Here is a 13,234-nt window from a genome sequence, read left to right as displayed (position 1 = left end):
GAATTAGGCCTCCGGCCTAATTCATAAACGGCGTGCCTCCGGCACGAAAAGCGGGTTTGGTTTTGGGGTGTTGGGATTGCGGGGGAGGGTTATAGATTGAGGGAATGTCAGGGGTTTTGGTGGGTGGGGGAATTGACGGGCATTCCATGCCCTTGAGGGGTTTCCTGGGAATCTCCGATTCCCTGGAAAGGGTGGGGAGTTGAAATGGTATTCCGTGGGGAACAGTAAACCACGGAATACCGGGGAGGGTTAGGCCCTCCGGGCCCAACCCTCCCGGGTGCCCTGGAGTGTGAGGGAAGGTCAGGAAGCCTTGTACGGGTGTGAGAAGGGATGAGAGGGGCAGGCAGCTGCCCTCCGGGCACCAACGACGGGGCACCAGGTCGACAGGCCGTGTCAGCAGCTCGCGCGGAGGCCCGGCCGACGCGCAACCCACAACCTCCGCCCCGATCCCCGACGCCGCCGCGCCACCCAGCCCAGCCCACCACCCTTTTTCTCTCATTCGGGCAGGGAGAGCGGCAGCAGAGGGGATGTCAGCAGGCGTACCAGGCCTGATTGTGCGGGTGACCTGGGGCAGCGTGGAGGCCCGGCACCGGGCCGCGCAACACCTAGCGCAACCTCCACCGCAACGCCATGGCGCAACATCTAGCGCAACTCGCAGCGCAACAGGGGTTCCCTTCGACCCGGGTGAGACACTATTATTTGAAGTCCTGGGGGAGGCGACCCCCGGGAACCGCAAGGGACCAACGAAGGGGAAGACGTGGAGATCCAGATCTCTGACGGAATTGTCCGGCGGGTGCACGGCGGTAAGGACGCGCCCATGAACGGCCTTTCAATTCAGGCCCGTACGGTCGCGAACTTCCTGCCCCTGCTATGCCAGCGCGCGGGTGCAAAGATCGTGCACAACTCCGACGCGAATTACACCGGCATTCGCTTTGAGACCAAGGTAGGTCCGGTGGTTCTCGAAATTCCGACGGGTGATGGTTCTTACCGGCTCGTACACGAATTGATCGAGCCGGACGAGAAAGGGCGCAGCGAAGTTGAGATGCGACGATTCCCGCAGATCTACAAGCCCGCTGGAGTCGCGCACATCACGGCCGAGTTCCTTCGGTCGCGCGGCTTCCTGAAGTAATCCGCCCCGGGGGGCACTCCGGACGGAGTGCCCCCCTTCCACCCGGCATCACTGAGAGGGGAATGGAAACCATGGAGAACACGCGGATTGCAGAGCAGGTCGAGGAAACCGGAGCACCGCTCACGGCAGCAGAGCAGGAGCAGGCCGGTTACGCGCTACGGGAGTTGGCGCGCAGCGAGAGCGCCCCGGATGCTCTGCGGGTGTCGCAGGCGCAGTTGGAGTTGGTACAGCCTTTCTTCGAGTTGGGTTGGGCGATGGGTGTGCGCACCGGTCACACCGGCCCGGCCATGGCTGATGTGCCGGTGGACCGCAGCACGGTCGCGCGCGCTTTTGTCCTGCTGATGTCCGAGCGGGTGGCAGATGCCCTTGTGTTGTCGGTCGCGCGGAGTCTGGACCCCCAGCACGCTGGACCGGTGCTGTGGCAGAAGGTCGAGTATCACGGCAGTGTGACGCAGCGTCACGGTACCTACTGGGTAAGCGCCATCCACGCACACGCCGACCCGTTCGGCGAAGCCCCCACGCTGCGCTACGACCTGTGCGAGATGCGCGGAGTCACCCCGGTGCCGATGGTCACGGGGGTGCGACGGGCCAACCTGACGCCGCTACCCGCGCACCGCAGGTTCTAAGTGTGCAGGTCAGGGGTGGGTTCACTCACCCCTGAAACACACTAATATTGAAGTTGTTCGGGGGGCGGTGGCCCCGCCCCCCGAACCCGCAGAAGCCAACGTCGAAGGGGAAGACAAATGGCAGAGCAGGGAGCACGGCAGATGCTGCCGGAGGTACAAAAGTTCGTCGAGAGCGTTGAAGCGGCCATTGCGGCTCGCGTCGCAACCGTGGAAGCGGCAGAGCAGAAGTACCCGGAGCGGCACAGCTGCGGCGAAGTTGGTCGGCGCGAGTACAACGCCTACAGCGAGGAGATCAACAAGGCCTACGCCAAGTGCTCAGGCGTCCAGGCGGCCGCCTGGGGCGCCCTCAAGGTCTCCAGCGATCCCCTGGTCAAGTGGATTGCCGAGAACTGCACTGAATATCGCGAACAGGCTCAGAGTGTCCTAGCCGCCCTTCCTGCCACGGTCGATGAACTTGATGATCTGGCGGACAAGAACGACTGGTGCAGCGTCTGGGACGAGTTCAGGCGCCAGGCGATTAATGCCGGAGTCATGCCCGGCATCAAGCCCCCGAGCCCCGCCATGAAGGCAGTCTTCGAGCGGATCGACCGGGAAGGCTGCTGCCCCATGGATCCGGGAGCCAGGCGGCGTATCGGCAAAGCCCTGGACGCCCTCATCCAGGAAGCCCTGACAGCTGCCAGCGCCACGGAGGCGAAGGCCGTGGAAGTCACGGCATGACCGAGACGGGCCACAAGCCGCCAAGGCCCGAGTAGCGGCAGCGCCGAGCCGCCGCGCCCTGCTTCCTCTCCTCGGCAGGGCGCGGCCACCCCGGCCAGACTCACCGGCCGAAGGCCCGCCGCCCCGGCATCCGCACTCCCGGTGGGCAGGTGCAGGGCGGCGAGACGCACGTCAAACAGCCGGGCCACGGGCCATAGCCACCGCGGTGCCCCCGACCGAGAGGGCAGCAGCGGAGGAGCCGACGCTCACCGCCCGTCCAGCCCGAGCCGGCGGACAAGCCCACCGCCCCGGAGGGCAGCGGTGCCGGCGTACGAGTGCACCGGGGCCACCCACGAACACGAGCACGCCCGCCCTGCCCTGGCCAGCGCCCGCTGAGCACAAAACCGCCAGTTCAGGGGTGGGTTCACTCACCCCTGAAAGACACTAATATTGAAGTTGTTCGGGGGGTGGTGGCCCCGCCCCCCGAACCCGCAGAATCCAACGTCGAAGGGGAATCGTGAGTATCACCGACGTAAACACCGCGTTCGCTGCCGAGAAGACCGCACAGGTCGAAGCCGTCCGCGAACAGGAGCGCGCCTTGCAGGCCCGTGTGAACCGGGGCGAGGTCCGCATGATCGGTGCCGACAGGTACGAGGTCCTTACCGGCTGGGACCGGGGCGAGACGTTCACCGTCTCCCGCAACACCGAGGGGCAGATCGAGCAGATCATCGCCAATCACGGGCTCGACGAGCAGGCGGACGGCACCATCTCCCTGTACGCGTCGTCCCCCGCCTGGCACGGCCTCGGCCAGATCATCCCCGGGGGCACCACGGACATCGACGAGGTATTGCGTCTGTCCGGGCTCGACTTCGAGGTCACCACGGTGCCCGCCCTGTACGAGTGGCAGGGCGAGACGCGCGAGCACGCCGACCAACAGCACACCGTCCGCTCCGACACCGGCGCAGCCCTCGGCGCAGTCGGCTCCCGGTACACGCCGATTCAGAACCGGGCTGGGTTCGTGTTCCTTCAGGAACTGGTGAGCCGCTATGACGTGGTGTGGGAGTCCGCCGGACTCCTGCGCGGCGGTAAGCGCGTGTTCATCTCCATCCGTCTCCCGGAGGCGGTCACCGTGGACGCCGACGGCATCAACGACATCGTGGTCCCGTACATCGCCGTCATGAACGACCACTCCGGCAACGGCCAGTTCCAGTGCGTCGTCACCCCGTGGCGCCCTGTCTGCGCCAACACCGAGCGGTTCGCCGTCCGGGACGCAGTCACCCGCTGGGCCGTCCGGCACACCGCAGGAGCCACCAGCCAGATCAAGGAAGCCCGCCGCACCCTGGGGCTCTCCTCCCAGTACTTCGAGCGGTTCGCCGACGAAGAGACCGCGCTCGCCCGCACGGACATCGCTATCGCCGACTTCCACCAGGTGATCGCCGACCTGTGGCCCCTCGACGAGGACGCTTCCAACCGGAAGCGGACCAACCACGCCACCCGGTTGGACGCCCTCGACGACATCTTCCGCACCGAGAGCGAACGCGTCGGACGGACCGCCTACGCGGCCGAGCGCGCCATCACCGGCTACCTCGACCACGTCACCCCCAGGCGCCCGCCCCAGTCCATGACCGAGGAAATCGCACGCGCCACGGCCGTACTCGAAGGCGCCGACGACGAGATCAAGACCAAGGCACACCGGCGCCTGCTCCAGCTCCGCACACGCTGAGCCCCGAACCCGGCAGCTCAGCTGACAGACCCCCGTGCGGGCCGGGAACTTCCCCGAGCCCGGCCCGCACGGGCCAACCTCCCCCAGAGCGCGGAGCGCGCGTTCTCACCCGCTCAGGGAGCGCGGAGCGCGCCCGCCCCGTCCCCCTGCCGCGTAGCGGCAGCGCGACGCGTCTTCGGAGCAGACCGCGCGCCCAGAAGGCGCCTGCTGTCCCTCGGGCGCAGTGCGGCCCGGCCTCCGGCGCTCACCGCCCCGTCCCGCGAGGAGCCCTCATGTCTTCACGCCCGGAGCTCACCCACCCCGGCGACGCCGCCATCGCGGCCGCCATGAGCCGCACTCTGACCGCCCTTGCCGCCGTGTTCCAGGCACTCGGAGACGGCGAACACACGATCAACCTCGTGGCCGAGCGGACCGACGACGCGTTCGTCACGGGACGTGCCGATCTCTCCATCGGCACCGGACCGCTCCGCCTGGCCGTGCTGGACGAAGACGAGTTCTGCGCCCTGCGCGCACTGCTGGTGTTCGCGCTGGAGGGCAGCACCGTGCGGAGCGCCGTCTTGGTCGCCACGACGGCCGCCGAGCCCAACCCCCGTGCGTGCGGCTGGACCGTACACGACGGGTGGCTGCACTCCATGAACACGGCCGAGCTCCAGGCCGCCGTCATTCCGTGCCCCGACGTCTCCGCCGTCACGCGAGAGGTCTACCCCGCCCCCGTTCTCCTCCAGTTCCCCAACCCCGACGAGGAGGACCCGCATGTCTGACACTCCCGGCACCTCGAACGGCACCTGCACCGACCCCGAGGACATCCCCGCCGGTCAGCCCCTCCCCGGCACACGCCTCATCGCGCACCGCGTACCCCATTGGGGGATCGCAGGTTCGTACATCCACATGGACCGCGCTGACATCCATGTGACGTACGCCCAAGTTGTCGGCCGCGCTGGCGAGTTTCCAGCCGAAACGGCAGGCTACGGCCGCACTGTCCAGGGCCGCAGCGTCGACAGCTTCCTGCGGAACAACCTGAACTTCTGGTTGTCCAGCGATGCGCGCATGGCAGACGACGGAGTGATCCGGTACCGCCGGGGGCGCAATCACTCCGTAGTCACCTTCGTACCCGACAAGACCTCCGGAGTGCTGATCAACCGGCCGGACGAGCAAGTGACAGCCGCCGCCTACCGCGTGACCGGCCCGACCGGGGTCACGCAACTGTGGCGAGGTCAGACCGTCCGCGCTGCCATCACGACGTGCCGCATTGAGCCCCCCGTCGGTTGGTCCGCAGGGTGGGCCCACCTCATGACTGACACGTCCGTCAGGTTCGAGCGCGGAGGCGCCCCCTGGAGCCGGGAAGCCATCTACACCGCCGAGCCGACCGAAGAGCCCGCATCGTGGGGCCCCCCGTGCCCCAGGTGCAGCCGCCTGGAATCCGAACACGGCCTATGGGGCGGTCGTGCTACCGACGGAACGGGTTGTTGGTCCTACCCCGCACGGGAGCCGTAGGGCCCGCCTCAGCACCGCTCCGCCCGCCAGCACGACCCAGCCGACGCCGCAAGGAATCCAACGGACGCCGTCCACGCCCCTCCCCGGTACGGGGGCGTGGACGGCCGCCCCGGCCAGCGCGCCACTGGCCGACTGCCGCCCCGACGCCCGCACCCTCCCCTTCGGCGAGCGCGGGGCGGCAGGCCCCACAGCCCACCCAGTCGAGCACCGAGGAGTCGCAGCCCATGACCAGCCCGAGCCTGACCATCGACACGCCCGCCGGCCCCGTGCGCGCCACCGCCGGCCCCCGCACGGACGACGTCGTCGTATTCGAGCTGGGCGGGGCGATGCGCGGCAGTGTGCACGTCACCGGCACCCACCACCCCCACTACTGGGACCAGTTCACCGCTGTACGCGCCTGTCTTGGCCCCGTGAACGCCTTCCAGGCCACCGCCCCCGCCGACGCCCTGCCGCGGCTCGCCCGCAGCCGCACCGGCTACCGAGGCAGCCTGACCCTCTACCGCGACGACTACACCGACCGCCCCCAGGTGACGGTGTACCCGATGGAGTCCGCGGCCGGACACGAGCCGTCGGAGAAGACGGCAGCGACGCTCACCGCCGTCATGCGAGCCTGCGCCGACCATGTCGCGCACCGCGATGATCTGCCCGAGATCCTCAACGCCTCCCGACAGCGCGACACCCCCGCCCTGCTGCGTTTCCTCACCTGGTCAACCGCGCACGCCCAGGCCGAAGCCGCCCGCTACGAGCGGGAAGCCCGTGCCGCCCGCCCCGCGCGGCGTGCCGCCGTGGCGGCCTGGTGGACGGTCGCACGGTGGTTCCTCGCTTCCCCGCATCCGGTCCTGCTGCTGATGCTGGCCGATCTCCCGTACTCGCAGTTCCCCGACTCGCTGGCCCGCACCGTCGACGTCAAGCAGTGGTGGGGCCCCTACTGCCTCACCGAGGCTGCCCGAGAGCACGAACACGCCCGCCGCGCCCAGGCCGAGGCCGCCTCCCTGCGCGCTCAGCAGCACGCGCGCCCACGCGGCCGCCGCCGGGCCCTGGTCACCGCCCACTGACACAGGGAAAGGTGCAGGTCGGGGGCGGGTTCACACCTCATCAGGAGACACTATTATTAGTGATGCGAGAGGGGGCGTCCCTCCCCCACCCTGCCCCCTCTCGCACCCTGGGTCGATCAAAGGAGACACCGTGCCGGAGGAGTTCACGTTCACCGTCAACACCGGATCGATCGGCTACCGCGTCCTTGACCGACGGGAGCGCGCCACCTGTTACGGCGTCGCCTGGTACCAGGCGGAGTGCTGCAAGTGGGTTGCCGAGTATCCCGGCAACCACCCGGGCAGCGGCGGCGGCATCCCCGGCTTCGCCAGCCGCGAATGGGCCGCGCGCTTCCTGTACCGCTACCGCAAGCCCCAGACGTCCGGGCGCCCCTGACGCACCGCCCCTCCCCACACACCCACCGCCCGCCCGACCGTGGAGACGATCTGATCATGCGTTGGCTGATGAGCCTTGGTGAGCGCACCCGCCCAGACGTGCCCCGCTACGCCGAGTGCCCCGCCCCCGACAAGGCACGCGCCCTGGCCCTGGTCGACGACTTCGGCCACCTCTTCACCGTCCTGCGCGAGTGGCGGCAGGCGTACGGCGAGGAACTGACCGCCTGGGCCATACAGGTTGAGGCAGACGACATCGAGAACCTCCCCGCAGAACTGATCGACAGGTGGGAGTGGGAGGGCGACCCCGTCCGCATCGACACGGAGCGCGGCGGCTATGTGCGGGTGTCCGACTATCGCGACGTTCCGGTGCGCGCGGGCATCACCACCCGCTCCAGCACCGGCGTCCCGCTGTGGACCACCACGTCCTGACCAGCCCGGCAGTCCGTGACCGCGCGCAGTCGCACATTCCGACACCGCTACCGCAAGCCCCAGCCCTCCGGCCGCCCCTGACCGGCCGCCAACCCGCCTCAGCAGCACCGCCCCACCGCCGAAGAGACAGCGCACCGGCCACGTTCGGCCACAGCACCCACGAGCGCAGGGCCCAGCGAAGCCCCCCGCTGCACTCAGAGAGGACCACCGCCATGGCCAGAAGCTTTTTCCAGCAGCCCGAGCAGGTCCCCCACACCCCCTAAGAGGTCGCGCAAGCGGCCCTTGAGTTCCTCGGGGACCAGTGGGGTGCCCTGCCCGGACCCTGGGGGAGGACCGGTCACCTGCGCAACGCAGACCACATCCCGTTCACGGTCGGTATCTGCGAGGCCGGACACCTCTACCTCCGCAACGACGCCCAGGGCGACAGCGTCCACCTGCCCTTCACTTCCACCGCCGACCTCACCGCGATCGCTCAGGCCATCGCCGACACCGTCGGCGACCTGTACTGACCGCCTCTCTCCGCGGCCCTGTGCGCAATGAACCGGTGGTTCACCGCCGTGCCGCAGTCCCGGGGTGGCCTATGGCCGCGCTGCCCCGGGACCGGTTGCGTTCTTGTCCTGATTTCGGCAACAAGGAGAGAGGCCCCATGGCATCGTTCACCCACGTCACTCCGGAACGCTGCGCCCAGCTCGGCCGCGCCCTCGCAGCCGCCGGCCTTGACTGGCGGGACAACCACCGCCAGGACGAACCGCAGTTCCTCACCTACACCGTGACCGACCCGCACGGCCGCACGTGGCAGCTCAGCCCGGCCACCAACTTCCAGATCTCGCCGTCAGCCCCGGCGCAGATCTGGCAGGCCAGTTGCAGCGAACTGACAACGACCACCCCGGTACTGTCCGCCCGCATGCTGGCGGAGCGCATCAGGGGCTGCTCCCCGTGAGCAGCCCACCGCCGCCATGGCGCCCCGAGGACTTCGACGAACGGTGCGAGACCTGCGGCGCGCCGCCCGGCCAGCTCTGCCACGGATGGTGCGACACCGGATACACCGCCGCCGACGCCCGCGCCGACGCCGAGCGCCGCGACCAGGCCGCGGCCACACCGCCCGCCACCCCTACCAGCCGCTCAAAGGAGTGAAGACGCCGCCATGCCACAGGAGTTGACCACCCAAGAGCAGTTGGACGCGTTCGCCGACGAGGTGGCGCAGGAGTTGGGCACACACTGCCGGACGGACCAGCTCACCGGCTACGTGCGCGGCATCGGGCGGCTCATCATCGACGGCGACGGCCGCGCCCTGCGCCTGTACCAGCCCGACGACCGGCGCCCCGACCGGCTGAAGATCTACGCCGCGCTGCCGGACGAGACCCAGATGACCGCGCCGTCGATCGGGGTCACGGCCAGCAGCGCCCGCCACGTGGCACGCGAGATCAGCAGGCGGCTGTACCCGCTGCACGCCGAGGCCGCACAGCAGGCCGCCGAACTCGCCGCCCAGCAGCAGGCGGAGGCAAGCGAACGCCGCGCCGTCGCCGAGGCCGTGGCCGGCGCACTCCCCGGAGCCCGGATCGAGGAGCAGCACCGGCGCACCCGGATCGTCTGGCAGCACGACACCCGGCCGCCCGGGGAGCACGGCCCCGTCCAGGTCGACAGTGTGTGCGCAGTCGTCGGAACTTCCGGGAACTCTGTCCAGGTCGAAGCATCCGGCCGCCCCGGCACCGTGATCCCCATGCTGGCGGCGTTCGCCCAAACGCCACGGGAATGAGAAGAGCAGGTCAGGGGCGGGTTCCCACCCTCCCGAAAGACACTAATATTGATATTGCGAGAACGGCGGTCGGGTCAACTCCTCGGGCCCGGCCGCCAACCAGGATCGCGCCCCGCTCGGACCGACGGGGCGCGGCCCGCACAACCGAACACCGAGGTGCTGTAGCTCAGCTGGCAGAGCGCGGATCTTATAAGTCCTGAGGCCGTGGGTTCGAGTCCCACCAGCACTACCCCAACACTGTTCCCCACGACTGGAGTTGAGATGACTGACAGCGAGGTCACCCCGCACCCCGAGACCCCCGCCGACGTGGCGTCTGCCGTCCTGGACGCCATCGAGGCGCAGCCTGACGTCTTCAACATGGAGCACTGGGCATGGCTGCCCGACATCAACAGCCTGGCACCCGAGGAGAGCCCGGCGTGCGGCTCCATGCTGTGCGCAGCCGGATGGACGGCGCGCCTCACCGGCTGGACGCTCGTGTCCCTGCCTGAAGACGAACAGACAGAGGTCACCGGCGTGGACGACGACGGCGACGAGTACGACACGCTTGTCAGCGTCTACGCGGAGCGAGGCAACGAGCGCCGTCTGATCTGTGACGTTGCCTCCGAAGCCCTCGGGCTGAGGCCCAGTGAGACGTTCTGGTACGTCGACGCGCCCACCGCTTTGAAGCGGCTTCGCGAGATTGCCGGACGCTGACCCACCATCACCCGGCCGCCGCACCGGCGGCCCCAAAGCCTGCGTAGCTCAGCGGTAGAGCGGCCCCACTTGCGGGTGGACAGGGGTTCAAATCCCCTCGCAGGCACGCACCTACCTGCCCGCCCGGCCGCCGGACACGCGACCCGCGCCAGTGGGCACCGGCTTGCTCCCCGCCGCCGGGCCCGACCGTCCACAGGAGCCCTCGATGGCCGACACCGTCAGCATCCCGGCCGACGTCGCCCACGCCTTCGCCGAAGCCTGGTGTGACAGCACCATCACGGCCGACGTCGCCGCCAGCCTCGGCTGTACCGAAGTCGACGCTCTCGCCGACCTCCTCCGCGCCCTCGGTGCTGAGCAGGCCGCCGACGAATGGGTCGACGCCCACGCCAAAGACGATGACCCGGGCGACGGCCACTTTCAGGGGACCGTGCCCGAGGACGTCTCCCTGACCGCCGACGCGATGCGCTGGAGCCCCGACCCCGCCGACACTAAGGACGAAGGATGACCGGACCCGATCACTACGCCGACGGGCCAGCGGCCGCAGTCCCCGAGGGAGTCCCGATGCCCCAGGAGCGCCCGTTCTTCGTCATCGGGCAATGGTCCGGCCCCGACGTTGAAGTCTGGGCGGCACTGGAGGCGCCAGTCGACGCCGCCGAGCGGTCCGACGCTCTGGAGGAATGCTCACTGGATGCGGAGGACGCGTTCGGCAGCGTAGAGGTCGTCTTCGCGGTCAGCGCCGCGGAGGCCGAGGCTGCGGCGCGCCGCGAGGCGGTCGAAACGGCCAAACGGATCGGCCGCGGGATGAACTCCACAGCCCGGGGTGCAGCGCAGCGAAGCCGCGGGGCAGAGGTGGGTTCACACAGAAGAGTCTTACACTATTATAGATAGTGAGCCCGGGGCCACCGCCACGCCGGCATCCCGCCCGCCGGGGCGACGATCCGCCCCTTCACCCGATTCCCGTCTCAGGAGTTGCCGTGCAAGCGAACCCGCAGGTCATCGACTGGTACAGCAACAAGGCCTACCAGTGCCCGCAGTGCCGCCACGACACGCTCGCCGAGCCCTCCAGGTGGGAGGTGTACACCTGCTGCAACTGCTCGACCCGCTTCGCCCGCTTCCCCCGCCTGCAGCGCCTCCTGCGCCACGTCGGCGTCACCTGCGAGTTCTGCACGGAGCGGCATCCCGTGCTCGTCGACGGCGAGCCCTTCGGGTACCTGCGCCGCCGCCACTCGGGCGTCGGCGCGTACGCGGAGCACCGGTTCGAGGCGTGGCTGTACGACACGGACGAGCTCCCCGACCACCGCGACGGTGTGCGCTACCGCGACACCCGCCCCAGCCGAGCCGAGGCTATGGCCGAACTCGCCTGGTGGCGCAGTATGTTCGGCTCCGTCGAGGATGACCTAAGCCCCGTCCTCGCCGTCGTCGCGGACGAGGAGTTCTACAAGTACGGACCGGACGCCACCAGGGAGCAGCAGGACGGGTTCCTCGACGGCACCTTGGAGGTCTACGGCGTCGGCACTCTGCGCGCCTATGCGCCGCCGCACCCCCGGCGCGGGCAGTTCTACGCCGACACCGCCTCCTTCACCTGGAGCCTGATCGCCCCGTCCGGCCTGGAAGGCATCTACACCAGCGCGGCACCGAAGTCCCTGGCCGCGCACGCCCCCCAGCTGTGACCTGCCGGGCGCGGACTCGCCCGGCTCCCCGTTTGCGCAGGTCAGGGGTGGGTTCACACACCCGAGACTAACACTATTATTAGTTCATGACCGGGGCCGCCGCCTCTCCCACCCCCCATTCACCAGGTGACGGCCCCTCCCTCCCCCCTCCAGCCCCCGGAGTTGCCATGCTTCGAACGCTGCGCCGCGCCCTGCGACCGGCACGTATCCGCATCCCCGCCCGCCGGTTCACCGCCGGGATCACAGCGCTGCCGCCCACTGCACGCGAAGCACTCGGCACCGACGTCACGGCCGGGGAAGCCATCGCCTACAACCGCGTCCGTGTCGCCACCGCGACCGCCGTCGCCCTCTACCGCAGCGGATACACGCTGCCGATGTCCGACGACGACCTGGACGACGCCGTGCTCGCCCTGGACTTCCCCTACTCGGTCCCGAGCGCGGAGACCCGCGCGTCCATCCGCGCCGCCCTCGCCGTGATGGAAGCCGACTACACCGTCACCGTCACCCGCTGACCCCCCGTCCGCCCTGTCCGTGGGCCGCCCGACCAGGGCGGCCAGCGCCCGGTGTTCCTCGTCGCACCCGACCCCGCTCACGGACTCGTTGCCGCCCCGCAGTCCTCCGACGACCTCACGCTCCTCACCGAAGAGTCCCTTGCCAGCCAAGGGTTCGCCTGGAACAGCGAGATCGAGGCGTACACCCGCCAGGCCGACCACGTCCCCGCGGCCGTGGACAACACCGCCGACATGCTGCGCGAGCTGGGCCACTACGTCTTCTCCGCCCACAAGCCGCTGCCCAGGAGCTGACCGCCGCCCGGCCGGCCCCGTCCCACAGTCCTCCCCCTTGCGCAGATGGAGTTCCGCCATGCCCCGACGCCGCACTCAGCCGCAGCGGCCCGTCCGGTACGCCGCCGCCGAGCATGAGGGACACCACCAGGCCGTGGACCAGCTCCACGGGTACGCGCTCAGCAGCCACGCCAACCGTGCGGCCGCCGAGGAGGCGGTACGCGAGCTGACCGCCAACCCGACGGCCGCGATCGAAGCCGTCGAGGAGCTCGACGCCGCCCAGAGGGGCCCGGCCGCCCGCGAGCGGCGGATCCTGCGCCGGTACGGGTACGCCTGGAGCCTGCGCCAGGACGAAATACTGTCCCTGCGCGGGGAGTTCAGCCATGACCGACTGGAGACCCTGATCTCCGGCGGCCATCTGGCCATGGTGTTCAGCCCGGCCGGTCTGCCGTACTACACCACGCCCGAGCGGTACGCGCAGCTGTCGCCTCGCTGGATACGCGACGGCGACGAGTCGTTCCCGGCCGCCGACGTCGCCCGCCTCGAACGCCCCCGCCCCGCCCTGGAGTTGCTGCCCGCGCGCAGGCGCTACGAGCCGTGCGAGCTGCACGGGATCACGCTCTGGCGGTGCCTGATCTGCGGGCCGCGCGAGCGCTTCGAGTGCCAGTGGGGCGACTGCACCGCCAACCGTGTCACGGCCTACTGCGAGCGCTGCGTGCGCATGGACCCTGGGCGCACGTTCCCGCTGCCGCCCCGCCGAGAGCGCGACTGGCCGTAAAACAGCAGGTCAGGGGTGGGTTCACCTTCCC

Annotated in this window: 18 protein-coding genes and 2 tRNA genes; all 20 read left to right on the top strand. The window is 69.5% G+C overall.

Features of this window, described 5'->3' with window-relative positions:
• Positions 1-757 precede the first annotated feature (757 nt).
• The 20 genes from FE633_RS13715 to FE633_RS13615 all read left to right on the top strand — a co-directional run bounded on the left by FE633_RS13715 (position 758) and on the right by FE633_RS13615 (position 13,203).
• Positions 758-1,129 carry a hypothetical protein gene (locus FE633_RS13715; protein WP_138045398.1) on the top strand — a complete coding sequence of 124 codons (372 nt, stop codon included), beginning with the start codon at positions 758-760 and terminating at the stop codon, positions 1,127-1,129.
• A gap of 62 nt (positions 1,130-1,191) precedes the next feature.
• Positions 1,192-1,755, top strand: a complete 564-nt coding sequence (locus tag FE633_RS13710; RefSeq protein WP_246113602.1) for a hypothetical protein — start codon at positions 1,192-1,194, stop codon at positions 1,753-1,755.
• 117 nt (positions 1,756-1,872) lie between these two features.
• Positions 1,873-2,472 carry a hypothetical protein gene (locus FE633_RS13705; RefSeq protein WP_138045397.1) on the top strand — a complete coding sequence of 200 codons (600 nt, stop codon included), beginning with the start codon at positions 1,873-1,875 and terminating at the stop codon, positions 2,470-2,472.
• 496 nt (positions 2,473-2,968) lie between these two features.
• Complete coding sequence (locus FE633_RS13700) at positions 2,969-4,174, top strand: DUF932 domain-containing protein (RefSeq protein ID WP_138045396.1); 1,206 nt, start codon at positions 2,969-2,971, stop codon at positions 4,172-4,174.
• 272 nt (positions 4,175-4,446) lie between these two features.
• Complete coding sequence (locus FE633_RS13695; protein WP_138045395.1) at positions 4,447-4,935, top strand: hypothetical protein; 489 nt, start codon at positions 4,447-4,449, stop codon at positions 4,933-4,935.
• 957 nt (positions 4,936-5,892) lie between these two features.
• Positions 5,893-6,723, top strand: a complete 831-nt coding sequence (locus FE633_RS13690; RefSeq protein ID WP_138045394.1) for a hypothetical protein — start codon at positions 5,893-5,895, stop codon at positions 6,721-6,723.
• 130 nt (positions 6,724-6,853) lie between these two features.
• Positions 6,854-7,096: a hypothetical protein gene (locus tag FE633_RS13685; RefSeq protein WP_138045393.1), complete on the top strand. Its 243-nt coding sequence runs from the start codon at positions 6,854-6,856 to the stop codon at positions 7,094-7,096.
• A gap of 56 nt (positions 7,097-7,152) precedes the next feature.
• The gene (locus FE633_RS13680; protein ID WP_138045392.1) at positions 7,153-7,524 is read left to right on the top strand and encodes a hypothetical protein; all 372 of its coding nucleotides are present in this window, start codon (positions 7,153-7,155) and stop codon (positions 7,522-7,524) included.
• A 646-nt stretch (positions 7,525-8,170) separates the two neighbouring features.
• A complete protein-coding gene (locus FE633_RS13670; protein WP_138045391.1) occupies positions 8,171-8,464 on the top strand; it encodes a hypothetical protein in 294 nt (97 codons plus the stop codon).
• Positions 8,461-8,658 (top strand): hypothetical protein, encoded by a 198-nt coding sequence (locus FE633_RS13665; RefSeq protein ID WP_138045390.1) that lies wholly within the window; start codon positions 8,461-8,463, stop codon positions 8,656-8,658. The genes FE633_RS13670 and FE633_RS13665 overlap by 4 nt, the downstream gene beginning before the upstream one ends.
• 10 nt (positions 8,659-8,668) lie before the next feature.
• Positions 8,669-9,280 (top strand): hypothetical protein, encoded by a 612-nt coding sequence (locus FE633_RS13660; protein WP_138045389.1) that lies wholly within the window; start codon positions 8,669-8,671, stop codon positions 9,278-9,280.
• 155 nt (positions 9,281-9,435) lie between these two features.
• Positions 9,436-9,509: transfer RNA gene (locus FE633_RS13655), tRNA-Ile, on the top strand.
• A gap of 32 nt (positions 9,510-9,541) precedes the next feature.
• Complete coding sequence (locus FE633_RS13650; RefSeq protein WP_138045388.1) at positions 9,542-9,973, top strand: hypothetical protein; 432 nt, start codon at positions 9,542-9,544, stop codon at positions 9,971-9,973.
• Positions 9,974-10,010: 37 nt separating this feature from the next.
• A tRNA-OTHER gene (locus FE633_RS13645) sits at positions 10,011-10,079 on the top strand.
• 99 nt (positions 10,080-10,178) lie between these two features.
• Positions 10,179-10,478 carry a hypothetical protein gene (locus FE633_RS13640; RefSeq protein ID WP_138045387.1) on the top strand — a complete coding sequence of 100 codons (300 nt, stop codon included), beginning with the start codon at positions 10,179-10,181 and terminating at the stop codon, positions 10,476-10,478.
• A gap of 56 nt (positions 10,479-10,534) precedes the next feature.
• The gene (locus FE633_RS13635) at positions 10,535-10,861 is read left to right on the top strand and encodes a hypothetical protein (protein ID WP_138045386.1); all 327 of its coding nucleotides are present in this window, start codon (positions 10,535-10,537) and stop codon (positions 10,859-10,861) included.
• 86 nt (positions 10,862-10,947) lie between these two features.
• Positions 10,948-11,643, top strand: coding sequence for a hypothetical protein (locus tag FE633_RS13630; protein ID WP_138045385.1), 696 nt, complete (start codon positions 10,948-10,950; stop codon positions 11,641-11,643).
• 167 nt (positions 11,644-11,810) lie between these two features.
• Positions 11,811-12,155: a hypothetical protein gene (locus FE633_RS13625; protein ID WP_138045384.1), complete on the top strand. Its 345-nt coding sequence runs from the start codon at positions 11,811-11,813 to the stop codon at positions 12,153-12,155.
• A gap of 51 nt (positions 12,156-12,206) precedes the next feature.
• Complete coding sequence (locus tag FE633_RS13620) at positions 12,207-12,446, top strand: hypothetical protein (protein ID WP_138045383.1); 240 nt, start codon at positions 12,207-12,209, stop codon at positions 12,444-12,446.
• A gap of 58 nt (positions 12,447-12,504) precedes the next feature.
• Entirely contained in the window at positions 12,505-13,203 is a 699-nt protein-coding gene (locus FE633_RS13615) for a hypothetical protein (protein ID WP_138045382.1), read from the top strand.
• The last annotated feature ends 31 nt before the right edge of the window (positions 13,204-13,234 follow it).

The sequence above is a fragment of the Streptomyces montanus genome (assembly GCF_005786655.1).
Taxonomy (GTDB): Bacteria; Actinomycetota; Actinomycetes; order Streptomycetales; family Streptomycetaceae; genus Streptomyces; species Streptomyces sporangiiformans.
This window is presented reverse-complemented; position numbering and strand designations above follow the sequence as displayed.

Coding starts and splice junctions, on each gene's coding strand:
- FE633_RS13710 (WP_246113602.1), top strand. CDS start 1,192: ATGGAAACCATGGAGAACACGCGGATTGCAGAGCAGGTCGAGGAAACC.
- FE633_RS13705 (WP_138045397.1), top strand. CDS start 1,873: ATGGCAGAGCAGGGAGCACGGCAGATGCTGCCGGAGGTACAAAAGTTC.
- FE633_RS13695 (WP_138045395.1), top strand. CDS start 4,447: ATGTCTTCACGCCCGGAGCTCACCCACCCCGGCGACGCCGCCATCGCG.
- FE633_RS13690 (WP_138045394.1), top strand. CDS start 5,893: ATGACCAGCCCGAGCCTGACCATCGACACGCCCGCCGGCCCCGTGCGC.
- FE633_RS13680 (WP_138045392.1), top strand. CDS start 7,153: ATGCGTTGGCTGATGAGCCTTGGTGAGCGCACCCGCCCAGACGTGCCC.
- FE633_RS13670 (WP_138045391.1), top strand. CDS start 8,171: ATGGCATCGTTCACCCACGTCACTCCGGAACGCTGCGCCCAGCTCGGC.
- FE633_RS13660 (WP_138045389.1), top strand. CDS start 8,669: ATGCCACAGGAGTTGACCACCCAAGAGCAGTTGGACGCGTTCGCCGAC.
- FE633_RS13650 (WP_138045388.1), top strand. CDS start 9,542: ATGACTGACAGCGAGGTCACCCCGCACCCCGAGACCCCCGCCGACGTG.
- FE633_RS13640 (WP_138045387.1), top strand. CDS start 10,179: ATGGCCGACACCGTCAGCATCCCGGCCGACGTCGCCCACGCCTTCGCC.
- FE633_RS13635 (WP_138045386.1), top strand. CDS start 10,535: ATGCCCCAGGAGCGCCCGTTCTTCGTCATCGGGCAATGGTCCGGCCCC.
- FE633_RS13625 (WP_138045384.1), top strand. CDS start 11,811: ATGCTTCGAACGCTGCGCCGCGCCCTGCGACCGGCACGTATCCGCATC.
- FE633_RS13615 (WP_138045382.1), top strand. CDS start 12,505: ATGCCCCGACGCCGCACTCAGCCGCAGCGGCCCGTCCGGTACGCCGCC.